The organism is Roseivirga spongicola (assembly GCF_001592965.1).
GTDB lineage: Bacteria > Bacteroidota > Bacteroidia > Cytophagales > Cyclobacteriaceae > Roseivirga > Roseivirga spongicola.
Map to the genome: position 1 here is coordinate 1 of NZ_LRPC01000016.1, position 6,583 is coordinate 6,583.

Here is a 6,583-nt window from a genome sequence, read left to right on the forward strand (position 1 = left end):
CCTCGGCCACCGCGGCACAGGAAAAGACAAAGCCTTCAATAACGACTTCGGCAAGCTGGTGATTATTAGGTGATTATTGTTGGTCTTTGAACCCTGCCGGCTAGTTAACCTCACAAAGCTTTTATTATACTCAAGTGGTTCATTATAGAGTTGCCCGCGAGTAATTATAGTGGACAGATTAATCATGTTGCTAATTGCTTTCTCTTTTTTGAAGAGGAGTCGTTTTTTTAACCTGTAAAACAACATGATCTTGTTAATAAAATCATAAAATACATAATCAATCATTTTAAGTTACAAAATGAATTGCTATAATGTGGTTTGTTGAAAAATAATAAACACCATGAGAAAAATAATCTATCCTTTACTGATAATAGTTCTTTTTGTTGGTTGTGACAGAGATAAAGAGTTAGATCCGCTCGACCAATCGGAAATCAAACAACTCGAAATCCATAATCAATTTTTCGAGTATGATGGGACAAACAGAGAAGTATTATGGGCAATAGATTTATTTAGAAACCAACCTAATTCAAACGACTTAACTAAGGCATTAAGTGAAAAGCTAGGCTTCCCACAATGGAATCATAGTATAATAGGGATAAAGAAATCAGTTAAAAAGAATTATGAAGCATCTGAAAGCAGTGAAGAGGTGCAGTCGGAAATAGGTGAGCAAGAAATCCTAATACCTATGGTTTCTGAAGAAGGAGGCTCAGTTAACGCGTTGCTCCTATATAGGCGTTTTAGTAATGGTGAAGAAACTTTTAGAATAGCCGATAGGAGTGTTTATGACAATCTTACTGAGGCTCAGCTTATGCAACGACAGTCGCTGTTAGTCGCATCATATTTATTAAAAGCAGAGAAAGAGATTAATGCTGTCGAGAGTATTACCATAGGAGGGTTAATTTTTAGAGATGCCCCAGACTCTAATTATGGTGATGTTGAGCCGTGGGATTATGGATTGATGTGTACCAAAAAGTGGGTGATCAACGCAAATACTGGTGATGTCATCGCAGAGTATTGGGTAGACTGCGTTCCAGAAGTTGTAGTTAGGCCCAATGATCCACTTTCTCCTAATTCGCCTGTTACTTATTATGATGGAGTTGATGGTGGTGGGTATCCTGACACTAATTACAACGACCCAATCTACTATGATAATGACTTTTATAGAACTGGAGGAGGAGGAGGACATACGGATTATACAGGAGGTCTAGAGGATTACTTAGATTCTCCAAAGGATGACCTTGGGCATAATCCGGGCTCTGAAATGATTCAAAGTGGTCCTTCAGGAGATGCTAAAGATGTTCTGGCCTCTTTTATGACCTTAACCGCTTCAGAGCTTATTAGGTACCCAGACACTCAAGAGGTTGCCTATTCATTGAGTGAGGCTGCTTCAGATCCAAGCCTAACGGCTGAAGAGCTTCATGTTTTAGCTTATATGGGGCGTGAGGTCTATTTAACTGCGCAATCTGTAAATTTTAAAATTGACGACCTCCATCCAGTGCATCAGATGGAGATCACGAGGAATGCCGCTTTCATTGATTTCTATCCAGAGGTTAAAAAGCAAATAAACGAAAGTAGGTGGCCTCTTTCAACTCAGGAGTGGGAGGCTCTATGGGGGATATTCAAGCCTTTAATCGGTGAGCTTTTGATTGAAGCTGTACCAGGTGGAGGGTTGACTTTAGCTTTTAAAGACTTAATAGAAGGTGCTAATAAGATGGATGCAGTAGCCATAACTGCAGGAATTGTGGGAATTGTCACAGAGTTCTTTCCTCCGGGTAAGGTATTTAAAACAGTGTGGCGCACAGGCCGAGTGGTACGTAAAGGCTTTAAGTTTGTAAAGTACAGTAGAAAATACCTTGATGAAATTGGTTTAGCACTGGAAAAAGGGCTTAAGGCTGATGTCGATGGAAGCATTATTCGAATTAGTAAAAATGGAGATGAAGTTGCCAGAGTAACTAACAATGTACTGACTTTTAAATACACTGGGTTTGGTGGAGATATTGTTACCGTTCCAAATAAAACGACAACAGTAATTGGTAAATGGGAGAATCAAATTGAGAACATTTGGAATGCTGGTTTGGCGAAGCAAGGTAGTAACAAAGGAGGGATGAATATTTTGGGAGACTTGCCAAATGGTACTGTTGATGAAAAATGGGAGTTTAATAGGGCTTGGCTAGATGATGCTATTTTCAGGAAGGATATAATACGATTAACCGCTGATCCAGTCCAAACATCAAACATCTTATATCTTAACCCACAGAACTTGAACTTTAATAACTTTAGTCAGGTGGCAGATTATATGACTTCTTTTGGAACGGGTTCACCATTGTTTGATAATCTTGGTTTCTTTGGGAAAGAAGTACACACGCTTATCAGTAGTGGGTATCAATATAATAGTTTGACTAAACAGTTTTTTAAACCATGATTTTGAGACAAAATGGTTATTACTTGGAAGAACCAAGTATTATAGGGGGGCATAGAATAAAAAGTGATGAAATAGTAATAGCGTTAAATGCCTACTATTTCAAATCATTCAGCGAGTTAATGGTTGCTTCTCAAGTTTCTAGAATTGGAGATTTAGTAGATTTTACAGCAAAGAGTTTTGATTTTGAAAAGTGCATTCCAATGTCTTATACGTTGAAAGGCAATCAAGTAATAGTTCAGCCGATAAATATATATGGCAGTGATTATACAATAGATATAAAAAACGCTAACCTACTTTTTAATAATGACACTAAAAAGGAACTACGATTTACTGAATGGCCTTCCAATTCTAATATGAATGAGATAAACGCAAAGATAATTCGAGATACCTTTGAGCCGTTTGACTGTGGGGATTATCAACTTATTAACACATAAAGAAAGATCCTTTTAGTTTCATACCTTTTAGTAAAGGTGTTAAGAAGGATATGAAAGGTTTTGAGGATATTTATTCTGTTGAAGCTAAATATGAACTTATTCTAGGTCAGTAGCAACTGGCATCAATACACCCGATAAAACCATGACATTTAAGGTGTTAATACAGGTATTATAGTTATTCGAAGAAGAATGGTTATATGAGTTGGGAGTAGACGGATGTAGAGACTCTCTTAAACGCCTAATAAACGAAAGAGTTATTCAATTAGGACGATTGCGACAGGAATATAAAAGTGCAATGCTCCTAGCTGCAGTAGATTAGCATCAAATAGCCAAGAACTCAAAGATGTTCAATTCAGTGGATATTTATTCCTCGAATGACATAAAATCAATTGTTGAATATCATCTCTTAGAAATAATAGAAGCAAAAAGTATGCTCAATCATTCACAGAAAAAAAAGATAGAAGAGCAGCTGATCTTATTGCTAGAGGACTAAAAAAGATGGTTTGATATTGAAGAGGTGTATCAACAATTAAACAATTATATTGATAGTGTTAGGCGTTTTCATCTTTATGATCATCAGTCTTTTTTAATTTAAATCTCGAATTAAAAAAAAAAACAAAATCCGGATAAATTCCTGATTGCAGACTGGATAAGATTAAAATAATTCGGAGCAAAAATGTTTATCCGTTAAACGTAATTGGTTCAATCATATCGCTGTTGAAGCGAACCATAAAATTGATGTATCGGACAAACCGTTAACGAAAGGTTAAATGCCCGTGTTGCACCTAATGGTTCTACAATAAATAATACTCGCTTTATTAAACCAGCTTATAATTCTAATTTCTACTCCCCGGAAGTTGTATCTGAAGCTATAAATAAAACAGAGTCTAATACATCATCATTCTTAAATGCACGCACAAGCGCTTCGGGTACTAGAAGAATTGTTAATTATCAGCTAAAATGATTGTAATAGTAGTAGCCCTTATGGAGCTCACTTTATTTTCAAGTTTGGTTGTTATAACATGTAGCTCCTACGGAGCTAGGGTTTGCAGTTGGCCTATTGGTCTTTGCTCTAAGACTAAATTGTATTAGCACGTTTCTGGCTACAGCGTAGTCCAATGTCATAACCAAAGTGTTTTGGCCGAAATCTGAGTTTCGTAGAAGCGGTATCCTTTTTCATCCCGACCGTAGCGGAGAGATCAGCCAAGAGAAATAGTGTTGGAATGAAAATTCGATAGGGACGATGGATTATGAAGAAGTCTGATATAACAGGGTTGCACTTGTACAAATTAAAAGTCAGTTTGCCATACCAGAGGGATCGCCTAACAGAATGGTAGAGGTAAGTATTCCTCAAGGAACAAAACTAAGAACAGGAAGAGCTGCTCCCACATCTGCTGGCATAGTTGGCTTAATTTTGAAGACTTTTACTCCTGATAAGCTATTTAAAACAGTGTGGCGCAAAGGCCGAGTGGTACATAAAGGCTTTAAGTTTGTAAAGTATGGTAGGAAACATCTAAAAACTTCAGGCCATACCCTTTAATTGGGGCTTAAAGCCGATATTGATGGTTCTTTGATCAGAATTTCCAAAAATAGTGATGAAATTGGTGTTGTAAAAAAAGGTAATCTTTTACCTTCAAAATATGGCAGTAGCGGGTCACCTATAGGAGAGCCAGAGGGAGGTTCTCAATTATATAAAAATGGTGATAATTACCATTACAAAAGGACTCCTGATGTAAGCGGATATTCACAATCAGATTTAACAAAGCTCACAGAGCATCCAAATGCCCATGTACTGGAACGCCATGGTCATGATGTTTCTGATGAAGCTCTAATCAAACGTGCAGAAAGTGGTATAGCACCCGATGGCTCTAAAACGCAAAGAGGAAATCCCCCCACCGTTTAGCTCTAAATTTAACAGCCCGGATAAGTTAAAGGAAGCATTAAATAATACTCAACCGGGTACCAGTGCTTGGATTAGTGGCAAACAAAGTGGAAATAGGCGAATAGTTACATATATTTCTAGCAACGGAGATTTAGGAAAAGGAGTGCCAGCCTATAACAGGTCTTTTCAATTTACTAATAAGGCTTTGGCGATATATGAAGATGTGGGTGGAGGAAGTTATAAGCTGTTAACAATGTACCCTGAATTTTAGAATGAATAATAGTTTTGATAATTTAAGAGTTGTCTTTAACATATTCTCAGAAGAATATGATTTAACACTAGATCAGAACCTAGGGAGTTTGGAGTTATCCATTAAAGAAGGTTATATAGATGAGTTGCAATTGAAAAAGGAAATTAAACAAGCCCTTGAGGATCCTGAATTCCAGTGGTTAGATTTTGCAATTGAAAACCGACTTATCGTTTATAATAAGGCAAACTATAACAATGAATCGATTAAACAGTACTTTCTTTCCTTGATTTGTGAATTTTTAAAGGTTGATTAAAATAATAAATCTACTGATTTTATTTTTGATTAGATTCGTATTGATTGAACAGCACATTCAGGATTCCCTAAAAGGAACTCTGAGAAGATTATAAAATGACCTTGGATATTTCTTGACTTCAAAATCAGACCTATCAAAGCTTACAGAACATCCTAATGCCCGTTCCTTAGAAAGACATGGGCATGATGTAACGGATGAGGTTTTGATTAAAAGGGCAAATACGGGTGTTGCACCTGATGGTTCAAAACGACCAACTCCACCACTTTACAGTTCGAAATTTGAGTCCTCTGATAGAGTGAGAGAGGCACTACAAAATACTGGGCCTGGAACTAGTGGGTTCAATCCTTCTTCTATTCAAAATAGTTTTGTACAAAAACTTACTGCAAGCTTACCTTTTGGTTATGGGTATCCGTCAGGCGGGGGATCAAAGGTGACCATGTATAGTGTTCAAGCAATCTATTCTAAGGTTAATGGTGTTTGGATGTTAAAGTCAATGTATCCCAATCCATAGAGTTTTATTTTCACCTTTATTTAAATCACTAAATGATGAAAAAATTGAAGGACCTTTACAAGGTAAATGAATTGGACAAATACTTTTTAGGTGGAGCTGTAACTTATTCAACGGACAAAATGGAGCCTGATTTAAGAATAGATGATAGAGAGATACTTGATCGAATTTGTAAAGAAGAGGGGCTCTATGTAATTGGTGATGGTTGGCGTAAAATTGAAAAAAATGAAGCCACTATCATGATGCATCAGATGCTTAGATTTGACTTGGCATTTCTAAACTCAGAAGTTCTCTCAACAGAAAAGGTTGAGCATTTAATTTCACTATTATTGAGAGAATTAGACAATAATAGTAGAAGGTTTTACACTAATTGGGGCAACAACCCATGGGAAGGTAACGGTAAAGGCGGGTGGAATTCATTAACTGATAGTACGTTAGACATGTCTATAGCCATTGGAGACAGCGAAAAATGGGTTTTGTTTTTCAAGGTCGGGGAAGACTAAACGCATGCCATTATTACTTGCTGTATGATGCAGATGGGGGCATTTCACCCTAGTTGGTGTTGTGAGTCTGGCCGAAAATGAAAATTTCAAGATTCAGTTTCAGCCGGAAACTTTAGATGATGGTGAATATCTGTTGCAAGTGAATGCGGCAGATGCCTCTGGAAACAGAGCAGGTGTAGGGCCTTATGAAATTACTTTCGAGGTAGTAAGTGAGTCTACTATTACTCACTTTTACCCATACCCAAACCCTTTCTCTACTAGTACAAGGTTT

General features: G+C 37.1%; 7 protein-coding genes. All 7 read left to right on the plus strand.

What is annotated here, in order from left to right; genetic code table 11:
* The first annotated feature begins 340 nt into the window (after window positions 1-340).
* Window positions 341-2,422 carry a hypothetical protein gene (locus tag AWW68_RS10930; protein WP_068220858.1) on the plus strand — a complete coding sequence of 694 codons (2,082 nt, stop codon included), beginning with the start codon at window positions 341-343 and terminating at the stop codon, window positions 2,420-2,422.
* Entirely contained in the window at window positions 2,419-2,856 is a 438-nt protein-coding gene (locus AWW68_RS10935) for a hypothetical protein (RefSeq protein ID WP_068220862.1), read from the plus strand. The genes AWW68_RS10930 and AWW68_RS10935 overlap by 4 nt, the downstream gene beginning before the upstream one ends.
* A gap of 1,330 nt (window positions 2,857-4,186) precedes the next feature.
* Complete coding sequence (locus AWW68_RS10940; RefSeq protein ID WP_068220865.1) at window positions 4,187-4,396, plus strand: hypothetical protein; 210 nt, start codon at window positions 4,187-4,189, stop codon at window positions 4,394-4,396.
* Window positions 4,397-4,759, plus strand: a complete 363-nt coding sequence (locus AWW68_RS10945; RefSeq protein ID WP_068220868.1) for a hypothetical protein — start codon at window positions 4,397-4,399, stop codon at window positions 4,757-4,759. It abuts the gene before it with no gap.
* A 251-nt stretch (window positions 4,760-5,010) separates the two neighbouring features.
* Complete coding sequence (locus tag AWW68_RS10950; RefSeq protein WP_068220872.1) at window positions 5,011-5,301, plus strand: type 2 periplasmic-binding domain-containing protein; 291 nt, start codon at window positions 5,011-5,013, stop codon at window positions 5,299-5,301.
* A gap of 546 nt (window positions 5,302-5,847) precedes the next feature.
* On the plus strand, window positions 5,848-6,312 hold the full coding sequence (locus AWW68_RS10960) for a hypothetical protein (RefSeq protein WP_185101258.1): 465 nt from the start codon (window positions 5,848-5,850) through the stop codon (window positions 6,310-6,312).
* Window positions 6,313-6,373: 61 nt separating this feature from the next.
* A partial coding sequence (locus AWW68_RS10965; RefSeq protein WP_157717618.1) for a hypothetical protein occupies window positions 6,374-6,583 on the plus strand: 210 nt, incomplete at its 3' end.